At 73.3% G+C, this 19,871-nt stretch carries 19 protein-coding genes; 15 read left to right on the top strand and 4 right to left on the bottom strand.

The window, feature by feature from the left end; genetic code table 11:
* Nucleotides 1–65: 65 nt before the first annotated feature.
* The 11 genes from pafA to ABD335_RS10740 all read left to right on the top strand — a co-directional run bounded on the left by pafA (nt 66) and on the right by ABD335_RS10740 (nt 12,100).
* Nucleotides 66–1,427, top strand: coding sequence for a Pup--protein ligase (gene pafA / locus ABD335_RS10790; protein ID WP_344321963.1), 1,362 nt, complete (start codon nt 66–68; stop codon nt 1,425–1,427).
* 126 nt (nt 1,428–1,553) lie between these two features.
* Nucleotides 1,554–2,567 (top strand): FKBP-type peptidyl-prolyl cis-trans isomerase, encoded by a 1,014-nt coding sequence (locus tag ABD335_RS10785; protein WP_344321962.1) that lies wholly within the window; start codon nt 1,554–1,556, stop codon nt 2,565–2,567.
* A 78-nt stretch (nt 2,568–2,645) separates the two neighbouring features.
* Nucleotides 2,646–3,017: an FKBP-type peptidyl-prolyl cis-trans isomerase gene (locus ABD335_RS10780; protein ID WP_344321961.1), complete on the top strand. Its 372-nt coding sequence runs from the start codon at nt 2,646–2,648 to the stop codon at nt 3,015–3,017.
* Between the two features lie 158 nt (nt 3,018–3,175).
* Nucleotides 3,176–4,165 (top strand): helix-turn-helix transcriptional regulator, encoded by a 990-nt coding sequence (locus ABD335_RS10775; RefSeq protein ID WP_344321960.1) that lies wholly within the window; start codon nt 3,176–3,178, stop codon nt 4,163–4,165.
* Nucleotides 4,166–4,181: 16 nt separating this feature from the next.
* Nucleotides 4,182–5,144, top strand: a complete 963-nt coding sequence (locus tag ABD335_RS10770) for a helix-turn-helix transcriptional regulator (protein ID WP_344321958.1) — start codon at nt 4,182–4,184, stop codon at nt 5,142–5,144.
* A 55-nt stretch (nt 5,145–5,199) separates the two neighbouring features.
* Nucleotides 5,200–5,400 (top strand): hypothetical protein, encoded by a 201-nt coding sequence (locus ABD335_RS10765; protein WP_344321957.1) that lies wholly within the window; start codon nt 5,200–5,202, stop codon nt 5,398–5,400.
* A 254-nt stretch (nt 5,401–5,654) separates the two neighbouring features.
* Nucleotides 5,655–5,939 carry a Sec-independent protein translocase subunit TatA gene (gene tatA, locus ABD335_RS10760; RefSeq protein ID WP_344321956.1) on the top strand — a complete coding sequence of 95 codons (285 nt, stop codon included), beginning with the start codon at nt 5,655–5,657 and terminating at the stop codon, nt 5,937–5,939.
* A 113-nt stretch (nt 5,940–6,052) separates the two neighbouring features.
* Nucleotides 6,053–6,961 carry a twin-arginine translocase subunit TatC gene (tatC, locus tag ABD335_RS10755; RefSeq protein ID WP_344321955.1) on the top strand — a complete coding sequence of 303 codons (909 nt, stop codon included), beginning with the start codon at nt 6,053–6,055 and terminating at the stop codon, nt 6,959–6,961.
* A gap of 17 nt (nt 6,962–6,978) precedes the next feature.
* Nucleotides 6,979–7,887, top strand: a complete 909-nt coding sequence (locus ABD335_RS10750; protein WP_344321954.1) for a diacylglycerol kinase — start codon at nt 6,979–6,981, stop codon at nt 7,885–7,887.
* 45 nt (nt 7,888–7,932) lie between these two features.
* Entirely contained in the window at nt 7,933–10,740 is a 2,808-nt protein-coding gene (locus ABD335_RS10745) for a DEAD/DEAH box helicase (protein ID WP_344321952.1), read from the top strand.
* Between the two features lie 181 nt (nt 10,741–10,921).
* Complete coding sequence (locus tag ABD335_RS10740) at nt 10,922–12,100, top strand: phosphatidylinositol-specific phospholipase C1-like protein (protein WP_344321951.1); 1,179 nt, start codon at nt 10,922–10,924, stop codon at nt 12,098–12,100.
* On the opposite strand, the gene ABD335_RS10735 is transcribed toward ABD335_RS10740, so the two are convergent.
* From ABD335_RS10735 to ABD335_RS10720, 4 genes are all read right to left on the bottom strand, one after another.
* Nucleotides 12,057–12,953: a siderophore-interacting protein gene (locus ABD335_RS10735; protein WP_344321950.1), complete on the bottom strand. Its 897-nt coding sequence runs from the start codon at nt 12,951–12,953 to the stop codon at nt 12,057–12,059. The genes ABD335_RS10740 and ABD335_RS10735 overlap by 44 nt on opposite strands.
* Before the next feature lie 61 nt (nt 12,954–13,014).
* Nucleotides 13,015–13,923, bottom strand: a complete 909-nt coding sequence (locus ABD335_RS10730) for a 5'-3' exonuclease (protein WP_344322131.1) — start codon at nt 13,921–13,923, stop codon at nt 13,015–13,017.
* A 28-nt stretch (nt 13,924–13,951) separates the two neighbouring features.
* Nucleotides 13,952–14,728, bottom strand: a complete 777-nt coding sequence (locus ABD335_RS10725; RefSeq protein WP_344321949.1) for a gamma-glutamyl-gamma-aminobutyrate hydrolase family protein — start codon at nt 14,726–14,728, stop codon at nt 13,952–13,954.
* Nucleotides 14,729–15,158: 430 nt separating this feature from the next.
* Nucleotides 15,159–15,935 carry a FadR/GntR family transcriptional regulator gene (locus ABD335_RS10720; RefSeq protein WP_344321948.1) on the bottom strand — a complete coding sequence of 259 codons (777 nt, stop codon included), beginning with the start codon at nt 15,933–15,935 and terminating at the stop codon, nt 15,159–15,161.
* Nucleotides 15,936–16,004: 69 nt separating this feature from the next.
* Between ABD335_RS10720 and ABD335_RS10715 the strand changes: the two genes are divergently transcribed.
* From ABD335_RS10715 to ABD335_RS30750, 4 genes are all read left to right on the top strand, one after another.
* Complete coding sequence (locus ABD335_RS10715; RefSeq protein WP_344321947.1) at nt 16,005–17,372, top strand: glutamine synthetase family protein; 1,368 nt, start codon at nt 16,005–16,007, stop codon at nt 17,370–17,372.
* Between the two features lie 77 nt (nt 17,373–17,449).
* A complete protein-coding gene (locus ABD335_RS10710) occupies nt 17,450–18,850 on the top strand; it encodes an aldehyde dehydrogenase family protein (RefSeq protein ID WP_344322130.1) in 1,401 nt (466 codons plus the stop codon).
* On the top strand, nt 18,847–19,671 hold the full coding sequence (locus ABD335_RS10705) for a 3-oxoacyl-ACP reductase (protein WP_344321945.1): 825 nt from the start codon (nt 18,847–18,849) through the stop codon (nt 19,669–19,671). Before ABD335_RS10710 ends, ABD335_RS10705 begins: the two co-directional genes overlap by 4 nt.
* Before the next feature lie 7 nt (nt 19,672–19,678).
* Nucleotides 19,679–19,871 (top strand): DUF2510 domain-containing protein (locus tag ABD335_RS30750; protein ID WP_425583603.1); only part of this gene is annotated, 193 nt, incomplete at its 3' end.

Genomic DNA, 19,871 nt, shown 5'->3' with positions numbered 1-19,871 from the left:
ACCACGAACCAGGGAATGAACTTCTCCACCGGCCGAAACCGGGTAGTTCCCTCGTTAGGAGTCTGATGGACCGCCGAATCTTCGGGCTGGAGAACGAGTACGGCGTCACGTGTACGTTCCGGGGACAGCGGCGCCTGTCTCCTGACGAGGTGGCGCGGTACCTCTTCCGCCGTGTCGTGTCATGGGGCCGCAGCAGCAACGTCTTCCTCCGCAACGGCGCACGCCTCTACCTGGACGTGGGCTCGCACCCGGAGTACGCCACTCCGGAATGCGACAACGTGATCGAACTGGTCACCCACGACAAGGCGGGCGAGCGCATCCTCGAAGGTCTCCTCGTCGACGCCGAGCGCCGCCTGCACGAGGAGGGCATCGCGGGCGACGTCTACCTGTTCAAGAACAACACCGACTCGGCGGGCAACTCCTACGGCTGCCACGAGAACTACCTGGTGGCCCGGCACGGGGAGTTCTCGCGCCTGGCGGACGTCCTCATCCCGTTCCTCGTCACCCGGCAGCTCATCTGCGGCGCCGGCAAGGTGCTCCAGACCCCGCGCGGCGCGGTCTACTGCGTCAGCCAGCGCGCCGAGCACATCTGGGAGGGCGTCAGCTCCGCGACCACCCGCTCCCGGCCGATCATCAACACCCGCGACGAACCGCACGCCGACGCCGAGCGCTACCGGCGCCTGCACGTCATCGTCGGCGACTCCAACATGTCCGAGACGACCATGCTGCTCAAGGTCGGCGCCACCGACCTGGTGCTGCGCATGATCGAGGCGGGCACGGTCATGCGCGACCTCACCCTGGAGAACCCCATCCGGGCGATCCGGGAGGTCAGCCACGACATCACCGGCCAGCGCAAGGTCCGGCTGGCCAACGGGCGCGAGGCCTCGGCACTGGAGGTCCAGCAGGAGTACTACGAGAAGGCCGCCGACTTCTGCGAGCGCCGCGGCATCCGCACCGGCGTGGTGGACCGGGTCCTGGAGCTGTGGGGACGCACCCTGGAGGCGATCCGCACCCAGGAGCTCGACAAGGTCAACACCGAGATCGACTGGGTGATGAAGTACCAGCTCATCGAGCGGTACCGGGCCAAGAACAACATCACCATGTCGCATCCGCGGATCGCCCAGATAGACCTCGCGTACCACGACATCCACCGCCGCCGCGGGCTGTACTACCTGCTGGAGCGCAAGGGGCAGGCGGCCAGGATCTGCAACGACGTGAAGATCTTCGAGGGCAAGTCCGTGCCGCCGCAGACCACCCGCGCCCGGCTGCGCGGCGACTTCATCCGCCGGGCCCAGGAGCAGCGCCGCGACTTCACGGTGGACTGGGTGCACCTGAAGCTGAACGACCAGGCCCAGCGCACGGTGCTGTGCAAGGACCCGTTCCGTTCGGTGGACGAGCGCGTGGAGAAACTGATCGCCGGAATGTGACCCGGGGCGTGGACCGGGAACGAAATCGGTTCTTCCGCGAGTTGTGGGAGGTGGGCCGGGCTGCCCGTAGAGTGGCCGACACGCGCCCGGAACGCCCGGACACCTCCTACACCACGAGTTGGACTGATGCAGCAAAATCCCGGGGCACGTCCCCCACACTCCCGCTCCCTCGGGACGGTCGGCCGCCGCGTCGCCGCGGCCCTGGCCGTACCCGCCCTGCTCTTCACCGCGGCGTGCGGCTCGGGCGACGAGGGTGATTCCCCCGAAGCCGTCACGCAGGTCAGCGGCAAGGTCGGCGAGGAGCCCAAGGTCACCGTTCCGGAGGACGCGGAGGCCCCCGACGAGGCCGCCACGAAGGTCGTGGCCGAGGGCAAGGGCGACACGATGGACGAGGGCGACTTCGTCCGCATGAACGTCCTCATGACCAACAACGGGCAAGAGCTGATCAACACCTGGAAGCAGCAGCCGGAGGGCGCCGGCAAGGGCGACCCCCGGCGCCAGGAGGTCGTCCGGCTCGACGGGGAGCAGCAGGGGCTGCCCGCCCCGGTCATGAACGCCCTGATCGGCGAGCGCACCGGCGGCCGTGTCCTGGTCGAGGGCACCGCCGGGGCGATCATGGGCAAGCAGATCAACCCGCAGCTCGGGATCAACGAGTCGGACAGCATGGTCTGGGTGGTCGACGCCGTCGCCGCCACCAAGGCCGAGGCCAAGGCCGAGGTCAGCGGTGAGCAGGCTCCCGCCGAGGAGGGCATGCCCGCGGTGAAGGCCGGCGAGCGGAAGGCCGCCACCATCACCGTCCCCAAGGGCGAGAAGGCTCCCAAGGAACTCAAGCAGCAGGTGCTGATCGAGGGCGACGGGCCCGAGGTCGAAGCCGGCGAGGGCCTGATCGCCCAGTACACCGGGGTCAAGTGGGAGGACGGCGAGAAGTTCGACTCCTCCTGGGACCACGGGGGCGCCACCGCCTTCCAGATCGGCACGGGCTCGGTCGTCAAGGGCTGGGACCAGGGCCTGGTCGGCAAGAAGGTCGGCGACCGCGTGCTCCTGGTCATCCCGCCGAACCTGGCCTACGCCGACAACCCGCAGTCCGAGCTGGCCCGGAACACCCTGGTGTTCGTCGTGGACATCGTCGGCAAGGTCTGACGGTTCCCGGCGGTCGCCGCGGGGCCGGGTCTGCGAGACTGGCACGGTTGACCGAAAGAACTTCGTAGGAGCAACTTCGTGAGCATCGACAAGCCCGAGATCGACTTCCCGGGCGGCGAGCCCCCGGCGGACCTGGAGATCAAGGACATCTGGGAGGGCGACGGGCCGGTCGCCAAGGCCGGGGACACCGTCTCCGTGCACTACGTGGGTGTCGCCTTCTCCACCGGCGAGGAGTTCGACGCGAGCTGGAACCGCGGCACCCCGCTGCGCTTCCAGCTCGGTGTCGGCCAGGTCATCCCCGGCTGGGACCGGGGCGTCCAGGGCATGAAGGTCGGCGGCCGCCGGCAGCTGACCATCCCGCCGCACCTGGCCTACGGCGACCGGGGCGCCGGCGGCCGGATCAAGCCGGGCGAGACGCTCATCTTCGTCTGCGACCTGGTCTCCGTCTGAGACCTCCGGTCCGAGGGGAGCCGGCGCGAGCCGCACGCCCCGGAGGACGCCGGAAGCCGCGCCAGGGCCCGTGCCGTACGGCACGGGCCCTGGCTTTGTACCAGGCGTCCCCGGAGCGGTACGGTCGACGATCGGGACGAGCACGAGAGAGGGCGTCGATGGCCATTGCCAAGGCCGAGCGGCTGATGAATCTGGCGCTGTGCCTGCTGGGGGCCAGGCGCCCGCTGACCAAGCGCGAACTGCGGGCGTCGATCGAGGCGTACCTGGAGGTCGGGGGAGGACCGGGCCGGGCCGGCGGCGAGGACGCCTTCAACCGGATGTTCGAGCGCGACAAGGACGACCTGCGCGAGCTCGGCATGGTCATCGAGACCGTGGAGAACCTGGACGGCGAGATCGCCTACCAGGCCCGCCGCGACAGCAACCGCCTCCCGCCCATCACCCTGGACGCCGAGGAGGCCGCCGCCCTCACCCTGGCCGCCAAGGTCTGGCAGCAGGCCCGCCTCGCCGGGGCCGCCAGCGGCGCCCTGCAGAAGCTGCGCGCCGCCGGGATGCCGCTGACCGACACCGACGACGCCGGCGACCCCTACGGCGGCCACAGCGCCCTGGAGCCGCGCATCCCCGCCCGCGAGCCCGCCTTCGAGCCGTTGATGCTCGCGTGCCGGGACCGGCGTCCGGTCACCTTCGCGTACCGCAAGTCCAACGCCGCCCACCCCGAGACCCGGCACGTCGAGCCGTGGACGCTGGAGTGCTGGCGCGGCCACTGGTACCTGGCGGGCTTCGACCGCGACCGGGGGGCCGAGCGCGTCTTCCGGCTGTCCCGCATCACCGGCCCGGTCCGCTCCCGCGCCGGGTCCTACACCGCCGAGGTGCCCGACCACGTCACCGTGCGCGAGACCGTGGAGCGCTGGGCCGGGGAGATCGCCACCGCCACCGCCCGCATCAGGCTCAGGCAGGGCGCCGGCTACCCGCTGCGGGCCCGGGCCACGGAGGTGAGGGACGTCGGGGACGGCTGGGACGAGCTGGAGATCCCCTACGGCCACGGGCTGGACGCCTGGCTCGTGGAGTTCGGACCGGACGTGATCGTGCTGGAGCCCGCCGAGCTGCGGGCCGACGTGGTGGACCGGCTGCGCGCCGTCGCCAAGGGTTGAGGAGGGGACCACCGACATGGCCGGCAACGCCATCGACCAGACCCGCCGGATGCTGTCCCTGGTGACGTACCTGCGCGAACGCCCCGGCGCCCGCGTGGAGGACGTCGCCCGCGCCTTCGGCATCACCACCGACGAACTGATCTCCGACCTCCACGTCCTGCCGATGTGCGGCACCAGCTTCCGCGGCGGCGACCTGCTCGACATCGACACCGACGGCGAGCGGATCTGGTGGCACAACGCCGACGCGGTCGGCTCCGGCACCGGCGAGCCGCTGCGGCTCGCCGCCGACGAGGCCACCGCCCTGCTGGTCGCGGCCCGGGCCGTCGCCACCCTGCCGGGGCTGCGCGAGAGCGACCGCGAGGCGCTCCAGCGCGCCACCGCCAAGATCGAGGCGGCGGCCGGCGAGAGCGCCGGGGCCAGCTCCCGGCTGTCGGTGACCTTCGAGTCCGAGGGCGGGGTCTTCGCGGACGTGGACCGGGCCATCGCCGAGCGGCGGCGGCTGTGGATCCGCTACTACTCGCCGGCGCGCGACGAGCTCACCGAGCGCGAGATCGACCCGATCCGGCTGTTCGCCGTCGGCCACACCTACGTCGAGGCGTGGTGCCGCCTGTCCGAGGCGCGCCGCACCTTCCGGCTGGACCGGGTGGCCGAGATCAAGCTGCTCGACGAGCCCTCCGACCCGCCGCCGGTCGAGCTGCGCGACCTGTCCGAGGGGCTGGTCCAGCCCTCCGCCACGGACCCCGAGGTGGTGGTCGAGGTGGGGCCGGGCGGACGCTGGGTCGCCGAGTACTACCCGCACGACAGCGCCGAGGAACTTCCCGAGGGGGGCCTGCGCATCACCCTGCGCACCCCCGACCCGGCCTCCCTGAAGCGCCTGGCCCTGCGGCTGGGGCGCGACGGCCGGATCGTCTCGCCCCAGGAGCTGGCCGACAGCGCCCGCGACGCGGCGCGGGCGGCCCTGGCGGCGTACGGGGACTGACTCCGGGGGAGGGGCCCGGGGCCGGCGGAACCGGTTCGTCCACTACGCTCGCCCCATGGCCTGGCCGATGATCTTCCTCACCCTCGCCTTCTGCGGAATCGCCGTGCTCGGCGTGCTCGCCGTACGGGTCGGACTGGAGGTGCGGCGCCTCGCCCGCGCGGTGGGCGACGGCTGCGAGCGCCTCGCCCGCGCCGCCGAGGACCTGGAGCGGGCCGCGACCCCGACGGCCGCACGGGCGGGGCGGACCAAGCGCTGACCGTCCGGTCCCCGCCGCGGACGCGCCCGGCGGAACACCGCGGCCGGCGCGCTCTCCATACCCGGGCGCCGGGGCGGTACTCTTCAAAATGACGTGAGGGCGGCGACCGTGGTCGGCACCGGGATGACGCAGAGGCATTGCCCCCTGTTCACCCCTCAGGGTTACGATCGCTGCCAGCGCACCAGCACGAGGAGCCCGTCCGCATCAGTAGGGCAGGCACGGACACCGCCGCCCCGGCGAGAAGGTAGTGGCACATGATCGGCAATCTGAGGCCCATGGAGATCGTTCTGATTCTCCTCGTCATCCTGCTGCTGTTCGGCGCCAAGAAGCTCCCCGACATGGCCCGTTCGCTCGGCAAGTCGGCCCGCATCCTCAAGAGCGAGGCCAAGGCGATGAAGAAGGAGAGCGAGGACGAGGCCACCGCCCGGCAGGACACCTCGGCCCAGCAGTCCGCGCCCAAGACCATCCAGGCCGCGCCCGGCGACGTGACCAGCTCCCGCCCGGTGACCGAGCCCAACCAGCAGGCCGGCAAGAACTGACCCGAGCCGGTACCGACACCGCTCGCACATCCCAAGACCGCTGACACCGAGGACGTGGGTTGCTCAAGTCCGCCCGTAAACAGGGGAAGCCGCAGAGGGATCCGGAAGGGCGCATGCCGCTCGCGGAACACCTGCGGGAGCTGCGCAACCGCCTGATGAAGTCGGTGCTGGCCATCCTGGCCGTCACCGTGGTCGCGATGCTCTACTACAAGGAGATCGCCGACTTCATCACCGAGCCCGTCCGTGAGTCCGTCGGCTGCACCCAGGGCTTCGGCCGGGCGGCGGAGAAGGGCGAGGCCTGCGCCGAGATCACGGTCAACGGCCTGATCGCGCCCTTCACGATCATGCTCAAGGTGTCGCTCACCACCGGTGTGGTGCTCGCCTCCCCGGTGTGGCTCTACCAGCTGTGGGCCTTCCTCGCGCCCGGCCTCCACAGCCACGAGAAGAAGTACGCGCGGGCCTTCGTCGGCGCCGGTGTGCCGCTCTTCCTCGGCGGCGCCTACCTCTCGTACCTCACACTGCCCGCCGCCGCCAAGACCCTCATCGGCTTCACCCCCGAGGCCGCCGGCAACCTCATCCCGCTGGACGACTTCCTCGACATCGTCACGCGGCTCGTCATCGTCTTCGGGCTGGCCTTCGAGCTGCCGCTGCTGCTGGTGATGCTGAACTTCGGCGGCATCGTCACCGGGCGCAAGCTGCTGGGCTGGTGGCGGATCATGGTGGTGTGCATCACGCTCTTCGCCGCCGTCGCCACCCCGACCGGTGACCCGCTGACCATGGGCGCCCTGGCCCTGCCGATCGTGCTGTTGTACTTCGCCGCCGTCGGGGTCTGTCTCGTCAACGACCGCCGCCGCAGGCGCAAGGACCCCTACGCCGGGCTGAGCGACGACGAGGCGTCCCCGCTCGACCACACTCCGGAGGCGGTCGGCGCGATCGAGCCCGTCGAGGCCCCCGCGGCGCTGCCCGAGAGCTCCTCCGACGACGGTCCGACCAGGCGGAACGGTTACGACGACGCCACCTGAGTCGGTATCGTCCGCGCGTGACCAGCGAGATCACCCTCTTCGTCAACCCCACCGCCGGCCGTGGCCGCGGCGCGCACGCCGCCCAGCCCGCCGCCCGCGCCCTGCGGGAGGCGGGCTTCGCCGTGCGGACGGTCGTCGGCGTCACCGCCGACGACGCGCTGGAGCGGGCGCGGGAGGCCGTCCGCGGCGGCACCGGCGCCCTGATCGCCGTCGGCGGGGACGGCATGGCCTCCCTCGCCCTCCAGGCGGTGGCGGGGACACGGACCCCGCTGGGCGTGGTCGCGGTCGGCACCGGCAACGACATCGCCCGCGCCCTGGACCTGCCGATCCGCGATCCGGCCGGTGCCGGCCGGGTGATCGCCGAGGCCCTCAAGGCCGGACACGAGAGGACCGTCGACCTCGGCCGCGTCGGCGGGCGCTGGTTCGGCAGCGTGCTCGCCTCGGGCTTCGACTCCCGCGTCAACGACCGCGGCAACCGCATGCGCCGGCCCGCCGGCCGGCTCCGCTACGACCTCGCGATGCTGGTCGAGCTGGCCTCCCTGCGCCCCATCCCCTACCGCCTCGCCTTCGAGGACGGGCCGGCGCGCGAGATCGAGGCCACCCTGGTCGCGGTCGGCAACGGGCCCTCCTACGGCGGGGGGATGCGGATCTGCTCCGGCGCCCGGCTGGACGACGGGCTGCTGGACGTCACCGTGGTGGGGAAGTGCAGCCGCACCACCCTGCTGCGGGTCTTCCCGCGCGTCTACTCCGGCACCCACCTCGACCACCCCGCGGTGACCGTGCACCGGGTGGCGAAGGTCACCCTGGAGGCACCCGGAGTGACCGGCTACGCCGACGGCGAGCCGCTGGGCCGCCTGCCGCTGACGGCCGAGGCGGTGCCCCGGGCCGTGCGGGTGCTCACCGCGCCGCGGGCCGGCGTCCCGTGAAGATCGGCTGTTGTGTCGGTGCCGGCCGGTAGGCTCGTAAATACGATGACCGAGGACATGTCCCCCGCAGAGCGTTACGCCGCCGCTCGGAAACGCGCCGCCGAACAGGCCACCGCTCTGGCTCCCTTCCGCGAGATGTACGACTTCGAGCTGGACCCGTTCCAGATCGAGGCGTGCAAGGCCCTGGAGGCCGGGAAGGGCGTGCTGGTCGCCGCGCCCACCGGCTCCGGCAAGACGATCGTGGGCGAGTTCGCCGTCCACCTGGCCCTCTCCCAGGGCCGCAAGTGCTTCTACACCACGCCCATCAAGGCGCTGTCCAACCAGAAGTACAACGACCTGGTCAAACGCTACGGCGTGGAGCGGGTCGGCCTGCTGACGGGCGACAACAGCATCAACTCCGACGCGCCGGTGGTCGTGATGACCACCGAGGTGCTGCGGAACATGCTCTACGCCGGATCCCAGGCCCTGAGCGGCCTGGGATACGTGGTGATGGACGAGGTCCACTACCTCTCCGACCGCTTCCGCGGCGCCGTCTGGGAGGAGGTCATCATCCACCTCCCCGACTCGGTGACCCTGGTGTCCCTCTCCGCGACCGTCTCCAACGCCGAGGAGTTCGGCGACTGGCTGGACACCGTCCGCGGCGACACCGAGGTGATCGTCTCCGAACACCGGCCCGTGCCCCTGTGGCAGCACGTCCTGGCCGGACGGCGGATGTACGACCTGTTCGAGGAGAGGAACGGCCGGCGCGAGGTCAACCCGGACCTGGTGCGCATGGCGCAGCTGGAGAACAGCCGCCTGCCGGCCTTCCGCGACCGCCGCCGGGGGCGGCTGGTGCGCGAGGCCGACCGGGAGCGCGAGCGGCGCCAGCGCAGCCGGATCTGGACGCCCAGCCGCCCCGAGGTGATCGAGAAGCTGGACTCCGAGGGACTGCTGCCCGCGATCACCTTCATCTTCAGCCGCGCCGGCTGCGAGGCGGCCGTCCAGCAGTGCCTGTACGCCGGGCTGCGGCTGAACACCGCGGAGCAGCGGGCCCGGGTGCGCGAGATCGTGGAGGAGCGCACCGCCTCCATCCCCGACGAGGACCTCCACGTCCTGGGCTACTTCGAGTGGCTGGAGGGCCTGGAGCGGGGCATCGCCGCGCACCACGCGGGCATGCTGCCCACCTTCAAGGAGGTCGTCGAGGAGCTGTTCGTGCGCGGCCTGGTCAAGGCCGTCTTCGCCACCGAGACCCTGGCGCTGGGCATCAACATGCCCGCCCGGTCGGTGGTCCTGGAGAAGCTGGTCAAGTGGAACGGCGAGCAGCACGTCGACATCACCCCCGGCGAGTACACCCAGCTCACCGGGCGCGCCGGGCGGCGCGGCATCGACGTCGAGGGACACGCGGTGGTGCTGTGGCAGCGCGGCATGGACCCGGGCGCCCTGGCCGGACTCGCCGGCACCCGCACCTACCCGCTGCGCTCCTCCTTCCGGCCGTCGTACAACATGGCGGTCAACCTGGTCTCGCAGTTCGGGCGGCACCGCTCGCGCGAGCTGCTGGAGACCTCCTTCGCGCAGTTCCAGGCCGACCGCGCGGTCGTCGGGATCTCCCGCAGGGTGCAGCGCAACGAGGAGGGCCTGGAGGGCTACCGCGAGGCGATGACCTGCCACCTCGGCGACTTCGAGGAGTACGCGCGGCTGCGCCGCGAGTTGAAGGACCGCGAGACCGAACTGGCCCGCCAGGGCGCCCTCCAGCGGCGCGCCGCGGCGGCCGACTCCCTGGAGAAGCTCCGGCCGGGCGACGTGATCCACGTGCCCACCGGCAAGTTCGCGGGGCTGGCACTGGTGCTGGACCCGGGCGTTCCGGCCGGGCGCAGCCCCGGCGGCCGGGGCTGGGACCACGGCGACGGTCCGCGCCCGCTGGTGCTCACCGCCGAACGGCAGGTCAAACGCCTGGCCTCCGCGGACTTCCCCGTGCCCGTCGAGCCGCTGGAGCGGATGCGGATCCCCAAGTCCTTCAATCCGCGCAGCCCGCAGTCCCGCCGCGACCTGGCCTCCGCGCTGCGGACGAAGGCCGGTCACCACGAGCCCGCGCGCAACCGCCGCAGGCAGCGCTCGGCGGCGGCCGACGACACCGAGATCGCCCGGCTGCGCAAGGCCATCCGCGCCCACCCCTGCCACGGCTGCGACCAGCGCGAGGACCACGCCCGCTGGGCCGAGCGCTACCACCGCCTCAAGCGCGACACCCGCCAACTGGAGCGCCGCATCGAAGGCCGGACGAACACCATCGCCCGCACCTTCGACCGGGTCTGCGGCGTGCTCTCCGACCTCGGCTACCTGCGCGGCGACGAGGTCACCGAGGACGGCAGGCGGCTGGCCCGGCTCTACGGCGAACTGGACCTGCTGGCGAGCGAGTGCCTGCGCGAGGGCGTCTGGGAGGGGCTGTCCCCGACCGAACTGGCCGCCTGCGCCTCGGCCCTGGTCTACGAGTCCCGCAACGTCGACGACGCGCTGCCGCCCACCCTCCCCGGGGGGAAGGCCAGGCACGCGCTCGGCGAGATGGTCCGCATCTGGGGCCGGCTGGACGCGCTGGAGGAGGAGCACCGGATCAACCAGGCCGAGGGCGTCGGCCAGCGCGAGCCCGACCTCGGCTTCGCCTGGGCCGCCCACCGCTGGGCGGAGGGCGACGGCCTGGACAAGGTGCTGCGCGAGACCGACATGCCCGCCGGCGACTTCGTGCGCTGGTGCAAGCAACTCGTCGACGTCCTCGGCCAGATCGCCGCGGCGGCTCCGGAGGGCGGCACGGTCGCGCGCAACGCCCGCCGGGCGGTCGACAAGCTGCTGCGCGGCGTGGTGGCGTACAGCTCCGTCGGCTGACGGCCCCCGACCGGACGGAACTCCCGGCCCGGCACGCGGTGTTGACCGCGTGCCGGGCCGCGGGCATGTTCAGGCGTGCGTCAACTGCCGGGCACACGAGGGTCGTTCGGACCCGGCAGGCTCCTGGCACGTTCCACCGTGTCCCCCCGCGGGCCCGCGCCCGCCACCACGGGAGGTCGATGTGCGCACCCCGAACAGGTTCCGGCTCCGCCGCCCGGTCCCCGCCGCGATCGCGCTCGCCGCCGTCGCGGCTCTGCTGTCGGCGTTGTCGGCGTCGTCGGCGGCCGAGGCCCGGCCCGGCGCCCCCGCCGGAGAGCCGAGGATCAACCAGATCCAGGTGATGGCCACGCACAACAGCTACCACCGCGAGGTCTCCTTCGCCGAGCAGAAGGTCATGGAGCGGTACGACCCGAACTTCGGCACCCTGCTGTACAGCCACGCCTCGCTGCCGGCGCAGTTCGCCGAGCAGCGCGTCCGCGGCATCGAGCTGGACGTCTTCCCCGACCCCGAGGGCGGCCTCTACGCCGACCCCCTGGTCCGTGAGGAGGCGGGCCTGCCCGCGCCCACCGACCCCGCCTGGCGGACGCCCGGCTTCAAGGTGCTGCACTGGGCCGACTTCGACCAGGAGACCAGCTGCGTCACCCTGCGGACGTGCCTCACCCAGGTCAGGGACTGGTCGCGGCGGAACCCCGGCCACGTCACCGTGCCGATCCTGCTGGAGCTGAAGCGGACCGACCCGCGGCTGGAGGAGAGGGGCGGGGCGAAGAGCCCGCCGTGGGACACCGCGATGCTCGACGCGCTGGACGCGGAGATCCGCACCGTCTTCGGCGACGAGGCCACCATCACCCCCGACGACGTCCGCCGCCGGGGCGAGACCCTGGAGCAGTCCGTGCTCCGCCACGGCTGGCCCACCCTGGCCGCCTCCCGCGGCACGGTGATGTTCCTGATGGACAACGACGACCGGACCCTCCAGGACGCCTACCGGGCCGGGGGCCGCGAGAGCCTCCAGGGGCGGGTGCTGTTCACCGACTCCCGCCCCGGGCGCCCGGACGCCGCCTTCGTGAAGTGGAACGACCCCACCGGGGAGAACCGGGCCGTCATCGAGGACCTGGTGGCACGCGGCTACTACGTCCGCACCCGCTCCGACGTGCCGCTGGACCAGGCGGCGTCGGGGGACACGAGCCGGTTGCGGGCGGCGCTGGAATCCGGCGCCCAGATGGTGAGCACCGACTTCCCCGCGCCGGGGATGGCGGCGCGGTACGGCTCCGACTACGTCGCGCGGCTGCCGGGAGGCGCCACCGCCCGCTGCAACCCGGTCAGCGCTCCGCCGCGCTGCCCGACGGGACGGCTGGAACGCTGACGCCGGACGCCTCCGGCGCCCCCTCCTGCTCCGCCTCCACCCGTGCGTTCCACTCCCGCTTCGACGCCTGCCAGCCGTCCTCGTCGTGGCCCAGACGCCAGTAGCCGGAGACGGACAGCCGCTCGCGCGGCACCCCCCGCTCGACGCGCAGGTGGCGGCGGAGCTCCTTCACCCAGCCCGCCTCGCCGTGGACGAACGCCTGCACGTCGCCGGGCGGGAAGTCCAGCGCGCGCACCGCCTCGACCAGCCGGTCGCCGATCCGCGCGGCGCCGCGGTGCAGCCACCGCAGGTCCGCCGTCGGGGGCAGGGACAGCGCCAGCTCCTCCTCCGGGCCGGCGACCTCGACGAACGCGTGCACCAACGCCCCGTCGGGCATCGCCTCCAGCGAGGCGGCGACGGCGGGCAGCGCGCTCTCGTCGGCCACGAGCAGGTGCCAGTCGGCCTCCGGATCGGGGCGGTAGGCGCCGCCGGGCCCGAGGAAGAGGACCTCCTCGCCCGGCTCGGCGCGCATCGCCCAGGGCCCGGCCAGGCCCTCGTCGCCGTGCACGGCGAAGTCCAGGGTCAGCTCGCACGCCCGCGGGTCCCAGGCGCGCACGGTGTAGGTGCGGGTGACGGGCCACTGGTGACGCGGAAGGCTCGCGCGGATGGCGGTGAGGTCGAACGGCTCGGGGTACCGCACGCCCTCGGCCGGGAACAGCAGCTTGACGTAGTGGTCGGTGTACGCGCCCGCCGGGAAACCGGCGAGGCTCTCACCACCGAGCACCACGCGGACCATCCGGGGACTCAGGTACCGCTTGCGCACCACTCGGGCCCGATTCAGGCGCGGTGCACGACGGGCCGGACGCTCTGCCACGGGACTCCTCGACAGGTTGGGTTAGGTATGCCTAACCCAACCTACCCGATGGAGTCGGCTCTCACGCGGCCAAGGCGTCCAGCAGCCGCCGCAACGAGCCGCCCAGCCCCCACCGCTCGGCCAGCTCCTCCAGCTCCTGGGCGTGGAGGGGCTCGGTCGGCAGCGTCGGGTCGAAATCCGGCAGCGGCACGTCGTCCGCGACCCGCACGACCTTCGGCGCCACGGCGAGGTACTCCCGCGCCGCGTCCAGCTTCCCGCGCTGGGCGGGGGTGAGGCCGGAGGAGGGGTCGTCGACGGCGGCGAGGATGCCGTCGAGGTCCTTGTGGGCCTCCAGCAGCCGGGCCGCGGTCTTCTCGCCGACCCCGGGGACGCCCGGGAGGCCGTCGCTGGGGTCGCCGCGCAGCAGCGCCAGATCCGCGTACGCCGCCCCGCTCGCCACGCCGTACTTCTCGCGCAGGGCCGCCTCGTCGACGACCGTGAGGTCGCCCATGCCCTTGACCGGGTAGAGCACCCGCACCCCGCGCGCGTCGTCGACGAGCTGGAACAGGTCGCGGTCGCCGGTGACGACGTCCACGGGGCCGCCGGCGCGCCGCACGAGGGTGCCGATGACGTCGTCGGCCTCGTAGCCGGCCGAGCCGACGCGGGCGATGCCGACCGCGTCCAGCACCTCCTCGATCACCGGGATCTGCGGGGCGAGGGTGTCGGGCGTCTCCTCCGCGTCCGGACCCTCGTCCGTCTCCTCGGCCACCCGGTGCGCCTTGTAGGAGGGGACCAGCTCCACCCGCCACGCGGGCCGCCAGTCGTGGTCCATGCACGCCACCAGGTCGTCCGGGCGGTGGTCGCGCACCAGCCGGGCGACGAAGTCCAGCAGCCCGCGCACCGCGTTGACCGGGGTGCCGTCGGGGGCCCGCACCGACTCCGGAACCCCGAAATAGGCGCGGTAGTAGAGGGACGCGGTGTCGAGCAGCAGGCACTTTCGCGGCGTGGTCATGGGGACATCATGGCCGACCCGACCGACAGCGGCCCCGGTACGGCGGCGCGGTGACCGCCACCGGCCGCCGCGCCGCGCGCCGCTCCGCGGCGTCGACCAGCGCGCGCATCACCCGCACGTCCTCGCCGGTGTCCGCCTCCGGATGCCACTGCACCCCCAGCGTCCAACCCGCCGCGCCCGGCAGCTCGACCGCCTCGACGGTGCCGTCGTCGGCGTGGGCACACGCGACCAGCCCGTCGCCGAGCCGGCCCACGGCCTGGTGGTGGTAGGTCGGCACCACCACGCCCCGGGCGTCCTCCCCGCCCAGCACCCGGGCCGACTCCGTGCCCGGCACCGGGGTGACGGTGTGCGTGCCGAAGACGCCGTCCGGCCCCTTGTGGCCCTCCAGGTGCTGGACCAGTGTGCCGCCCAGGGCGACGTTGAGCAGCTGCATCCCGCGGCAGATCCCCAGCAGCGGCAGCCCGGCGGCCAGCGCCGCGTCGATCAGGGCGAGCTCCCAGGCGTCCCGCTCCCGCGCGGGCGGCCCGGTCTCCGGATGCGGCGCGGCCCCGTACCGCACCGGCTCCACGTCCGGGCCGCCCGCGATCACCAGGCCGTCCAGTCGGGCCACCGCCGCCGCGGCGGCGCCGGGAGTGTCGTCCGGCGGCAGCAGCGCGGCCAGGGCGCCCGCGCGCTGGACCAGCCGGTGGTACCCGGCGGGCAGCAGCGCGGCGGGCTGTCGCCACACCCCCCACCGGACGGAGGGCTCCAGATAGGTGCTGACACCGATGAGCGGGGTGGGCACGGAAACCTCCTGGGTGTCGGGTGTGCGGTCCGTCGGGCGTCCCTCGGTCGCGTTCCGGACCCTGCCTCCGTCCTCGCCGGCGCCGCGCGCTCCTCCTCCGGCGCGGCGCCGGCGGGAAGGTTAAGGATGCCACCGGGCGTGCGGCGGGGCCGGCGCAGTCCTCCCGGTCCGGGCGCCGGGCCGAAGCCGGCGGCGTCGATCGCGCCGGGCACGGTTGCGGCGTGGTCCCACCCCGCGTGGCGGACGAGGGCGATCGGACGCCGTCGGTCATGGGCCGCTCCCGCCCCGAGGATGCCGTGGAACATGCCGTAAAGGTGTGACCGCACACCTTTGCGGTTTCCGAGGCGCCGCGCAACCCCCGTGCGGGAGGAGCGCGGTGCGGACGCGGGGGCGCGCGGCCGGACCGGGGCCGGATCGGGGTCGGCCGGGGTCAGGCCAGGAAGCCGCGCAGCAGCGCCGCCGTCCCCGCGCAGTGCTCGCGCATCACCGCGCGCGCCCCCTCCTCGTCGCCCTCCAGCACCGCCTCGACCAGCGCGGCGTGCTGCCGCTGGGAGTGCTCCAGGTTCCGCACCAGCAGCGGGATGCGGTCCAGCAGGTCGTTGAGGTCCGCCCGCACCGCCGCGTACTGGGTCGCCAGCGTCGGCGAGCCGGACAGCTCGGCCAGGGTCAGGTGCAGCAGCGTGTCCCGCCGCCGGTAGTCGGCCGGGGGCGCGTCGCCGGTGGCGGCCAGGGCGTCGCGCAGTCGCCGCGCCCGCTCGCCGGTCGGCCTCTCGGCGGCGCACAACCCGGCCGCGCCCACCTCCAGCACCTCCCGGAAGCGCAGGGTGTCCTCCACCTCCGCCCGGCTCGGTTCCGCCGGCCGGCGCGACCGGCCGGCCGCGCCGGCCGGTCCTCCGGGGTACCGCACGAACGTGCCGCCGTAGCGTCCGCGCCGGCTCTCCACCAGGCCCTCGTCCTGGAGCACCCGCAGCACGTCCCGCAGCGTCACCCGGCTGATGCCCAACCGTTCGGCCAGCTCCCGCTCGGCGGGCAGGCGTCCGCCGTGGGGCACCAGGCCGAGCCGGATGACCCGGAGTATCCGCTCCAGCGCCTCCTCGAAGCCGTTGCCCGCCCGCACCGGCCGCAGGACGCGCGCCAGCCGGTCCGGGCCCGTCTCGGACGCGGCCGGCTCCGGCGAGACGTCCGTACCGCTCGGCGAGTCGTTCATGGCATCCGCTTCCCAATCAAAGGTATCGGTGAATACCTTATGACCCAGGCTCCCGACAGGAGGTCTCCCGTGGCAGACCGCAGACCCCCGCTCACGGTCGAGGAACTCCGGCGGCGCGTGGCCGCGGGGGAGATCGACACCGTCGTCCTCGCCTTCACCGACATGCAGGGCAGACTCCAGGGCAAGCGGTTCGCCGCCCGTTTCTTCCTCGACGAGGTGCTCGAACACGGCACCGAGGGCTGCAACTACCTGCTGGCCGTGGACGCCGACATGAACACCGTCGACGGCTACGCCATGTCCTCCTGGGAGAAGGGCTACGGCGACTTCGCCCTGCACGGCGACCCCGTCACGCTCCGCCCGACCCCCTGGACCCCGGGCACCGCGCTGATCATCGCCGACCTGGCCTGGCACGACGGCTCGCCCGTGGCCGCCTCGCCGCGCCAGGTGCTGCGCCGCCAGCTCGACCGGCTCGCCGAGCGCGGCTGGACGGCGTACGCGGGCACCGAGCTGGAGTTCATCGTCTTCCGCGACACCTACGAGTCGGCCTGGGAACGCGGCTACCGCGGACTGACCCCGGCCAACCTGTACAACGTCGACTACTCCGTCCTCGGCACCGGCCGCGTCGAGCCCCTGCTGCGCCGCATCCGCAACGAGATGGGCGCCGCCGGGATGACGGTGGAGTCGGCCAAGGGCGAGTGCAACCTCGGCCAGCACGAGATCGCCTTCCGCTACGCCGACGCGCTGACCACCTGCGACCAGCACTCCGTCTACAAGACCGGCGCCAAGGAGATCGCCGCCCAGGAGGGGATGGCGCTCACCTTCATGGCCAAGTACGACGAGCGCGAGGGCAACTCCTGCCACATCCACCTCTCGCTGCGCGACGCCGACGGGCGGCCGGTCCTGGCCGACGACGGAGCCCCCCACGGCATGTCGCCGCTGATGCGGCACTTCCTGGCCGGCCAGCTCGCCGCACTGCGCGAGTTCACCCTGCTCCACGCGCCCAACATCAACTCCTACAAGCGCTTCCGCCCCGGCTCCTTCGCCCCCACCGCCGTCGCCTGGGGGCCGGACAACCGCACCTGCGCCCTGCGGGTCGTCGGCCACGGCGCCTCCCTCCGGCTGGAGAACCGCCTCCCCGGCGGGGACGTCAACCCCTACCTGGCCGTCGCGGGCATGGTCGCGGCCGGCCTGTACGGCATCGACCGCGGACTGCAACTCCCCGAGCCCTGCACCGGGAACGCCTACACCGCCGGGGCCGAACGCGTGCCCGCCACCCTGCGCGAGGCCGCCGAGCTGTGGCGGGGCAGCCGGCTCGCGCGGGACGCCTTCGGCGACGAGGTGGTCGAGCACTACACGAACATGGCCCGCGTCGAGCAGGAGGCGTACGACACGGCCGTCACCGACTGGGAGCGCTACCGCTCCTTCGAGCGCATGTGAGGGACGCGACCTTGCCCGACAGCCCGACCGACACCGCGACCGACACCGCGACCGACAGCCCCACCGACACCGACACCGTGACCGCGACCGCGCTCGAAGCGGAGTACGCGCACGAGCACGACGTGGTGAACCCGGCCACCGAGGAGGTGATCGCCACCGTCCCCGCCACCACGCCCGCCGAGGTCGACGCGGCCGTCCGCCGGGCCGCCGCCGCGCAGGAGCGCTGGGCGGCCCTCGCCCCCGGCGACCGCGCCCGGCTGCTGCGCCGCTTCGCCGACGCCGTCGACGACCACCTGGAGGAACTCGCCGGCCTGGAGGTCCGCGAGGCCGGCCATCCGGTGAACAACGCCCGCTGGGAGGCGGGCAACGTCCGGGACCTGCTGGAGTACGCCGCCGGGGGAGTGGAGAGGCTGACGGGCCGGCAGATCCCGGTGCCCGGCGGCGTCGACGTCACCTTCGCCGAACCGCTGGGGACCGTCGCCGTCATCGCCCCCTGGAACTTCCCCATGCCCATCGCCGCCTGGGGCACCGCCCCCGCGCTGGCCGCGGGCAACGCCGTCCTCCTCAAACCCGCCGAGACCACCCCGCTCACCGCGCTCAGGCTCGCCGAACTCGCCCTGGCGGCGGGCCTCCCCGAGCACCTGTTCCAGGTGCTGCCCGGCGCGGGGCCGGTCACGGGCACCGCGCTGGTGGAGCACCCCGGGGTCGCCAAGGTCGTCTTCACCGGGTCGACGGCCGTCGGCAAGGAGATCATGGCCCGGTGCGCCGCGCGGGTGAAGCGCGTGACGCTCGAACTCGGCGGCAAGAGCCCCAACATCGTCTTCGCCGACGCCGACGTCGAGCGCGCCGCGGCCGCCGCCCCCGCCTCCTTCCTGGACAACACCGGACAGGACTGCTGCGCCCGCAGCCGCGTCCTCGTCCAGCGCCCGGTCCTCGACCGCTTCCTGGAACTGCTGGAACCGGCCGTCAAGGCGTTCACCGTCGGCGACCCGGCCGACCCCGCGACGATGATGGGCCCGCTGATCTCCGCCGCCCACCGCGAGCGGGTCCGCTCCCACGTCCCCGAGGACGCCCCCGCCGCCATCCGCGGCGAGGTGCCCCCCGGCCCCGGCTACTGGTACCCCGCGACCGTGCTCACCCCCGAACGGGCGGACGACCCCGTGGCCGTGGAGGAGGTCTTCGGCCCCGTCGCCGTCGTCCTCCCCTTCGACGACGAGGCCGACGCCGTCCGGCTGGCCAACGCCACCGACTACGGCCTGTCCGGCTCGGTGTGGACCCGCGACGTCGGCCGCGCCCTGCGCGTGGCGCGCGCCGTCGCCGCGGGCAACCTCTCCGTCAACTCCCACGGCAGCGTGCGCTACTGGACCCCCTTCGGGGGCTACAAGCAGTCCGGCCTCGGCCGCGAACTGGGCCCGGACGCGCTGGCCGCCTTCACCGAGACCAAGAACGTCTTCATCGGCACCGAGGAGCAGCAGTGACCGAATCAGCCGGAGCGGGAACCGCCGGGAACGCGGCGGCGGACGAGACCCCCGTGTGCCGCCGTCTGGTGGGCCGCACCGCCGTCGTCACCGGGGCGGGCAGCGGCATCGGGCTGGCCGGCGCCCGCCGCCTGGCCGCCGAGGGGGCCCGCGTGGTGTGCGCCGACGTCGACCCCGAGCGCGGCAAGGCGGCGGCCGAGGAGATCGGCGGCCTCTACGTCCCCACCGACGTCACCGACCCCGGACAGGTCGAGGCGCTGTTCGCCACGGCGTACGACACCTACGGCTCGGTCGACGTCGCCTTCAACAACGCGGGCATCTCCCCGCCCGACGACGACTCCATCCTCACCACCGAACTCGACGCCTGGCAACGGGTCCAGGAGACCAACCTCACCTCGGTCTACCTGTGCTGCAAGCACGTCCTGCCGTACATGCGCCGCCAGGGCCGGGGCTCCATCGTCAACACCGCCTCCTTCGTGGCCGTGATGGGCGCCGCCACCTCGCAGATCAGCTACACCGCCTCCAAGGGCGGGGTGCTGGCGATGTCCCGCGAACTGGGCGTGCAGTTCGCCCGCGAGGGCATCCGGGTCAACGCCCTGTGCCCGGGCCCGGTCAACACCCCGCTGCTGAAGGAGCTGTTCGCCAAGGACCCCGAGCGCGCCCGACGCCGCCTGGTCCACGTCCCCGTGGGCCGCTTCGCCGAGCCGGAGGAGATCGCCGCGGCCGTCGCCTTCCTGGCCAGCGACGACTCCTCGTTCGTCAACGCCGCCGAGTTCCTGGTCGACGGAGGCATCTCCGGCGCCTACGTGACCCCGCTGTAGCACACCTGTGCCGGCCGGGCCGGATGCCGATACTGTTCACGGCGTGAGCACGACGACACCGCCCGGCTGGTACCCGGACCCCGGGCACACGGGCCCCGGGCCGGCGCCGGACCGCTGGTGGGACGGCTCCGCCTGGACGGAACACACCCGGACGTCCCCGACCGCCCCCGGACCGGCGGCCGTCCTCCCCGACCCGGGAG

The organism is Streptomyces macrosporus (assembly GCF_039533145.1).
Taxonomy (GTDB): domain Bacteria; phylum Actinomycetota; class Actinomycetes; order Streptomycetales; family Streptomycetaceae; genus Streptomyces; species Streptomyces macrosporus.
Note: the sequence above shows the minus strand (reverse complement) of the source record. Positions and strands in the feature narration are given on the sequence as shown.